1 protein-coding gene is annotated in these 689 nt (G+C 54.0%); it reads right to left on the minus strand.

All coding sequences use genetic code 11. From position 1 onward, the window contains the following. Positions 1 to 689, minus strand: a 689-nt coding sequence (locus MF4640_RS19355; RefSeq protein ID WP_171263923.1) for an immunoglobulin-like domain-containing protein, incomplete at both ends; no start/stop codon positions are given.

Below are 689 nucleotides of genomic sequence, written 5' to 3' on the forward strand. Positions count from 1 at the left end.
TGCTTAAGGTCAAGACCACAGGGCCTGCAGTCGGTGCATGATCCAGACTGGCACCGATCGTCGCGGTTCCTGTGCCTTCATCCACGCTCACGTTATTCAGGGTCACCGTGGTCGGGTTGATGGTGTCATTCACGACCACACTGACATCCGCTGGGCTGACTAAGTTTTCATAGTTGCCGCCCACTGCGCTATTCACATCAAACACTAAGGTTTCGCCGTCAAGGTAGACGTCTTCACCGTTCGGATTGGCAAAGGTCACTGAGCCTGTGGTCGCGCCCACCGCAATGGTGATGATCTGGCCATTGTCTAGGGTGATGACTAAATCGGTATCTTCTGGGGCATTGTCCACCGTCGCGGTGATGGTGATGTCCGCACCTTCGTTGACTGCCGCTGCCGTTAAGGTCAGGGTGGTTGTTTCTACTGGTGCAATGTTAATGATTTGGTTAGCAGTCGAGCTGCCACCTTGGCCATCGCTGATGCTGTAGTTGAAGGTCTCTTGACCGCTAAAGCCTGTGTTCGGGGTGAAGGTAATGGTGCCTTGGGCATCAATGTTCACGATACCGTTCGGGGTGTTGATTTGTTGTGCGGTGCCCGGGGTCAAGGTCACGCCATTGATCGCGGTGATGGTCAATGGGTTGCCATCTGCATCGGTATCATTTGCCAATGGGTTTAAGGTCACTGGCGTGTTG

Origin of the sequence: Acinetobacter sp. MF4640, from assembly GCF_002018895.1 — a bacterium.
Lineage (GTDB): Bacteria > Pseudomonadota > Gammaproteobacteria > Pseudomonadales > Moraxellaceae > Acinetobacter > Acinetobacter johnsonii.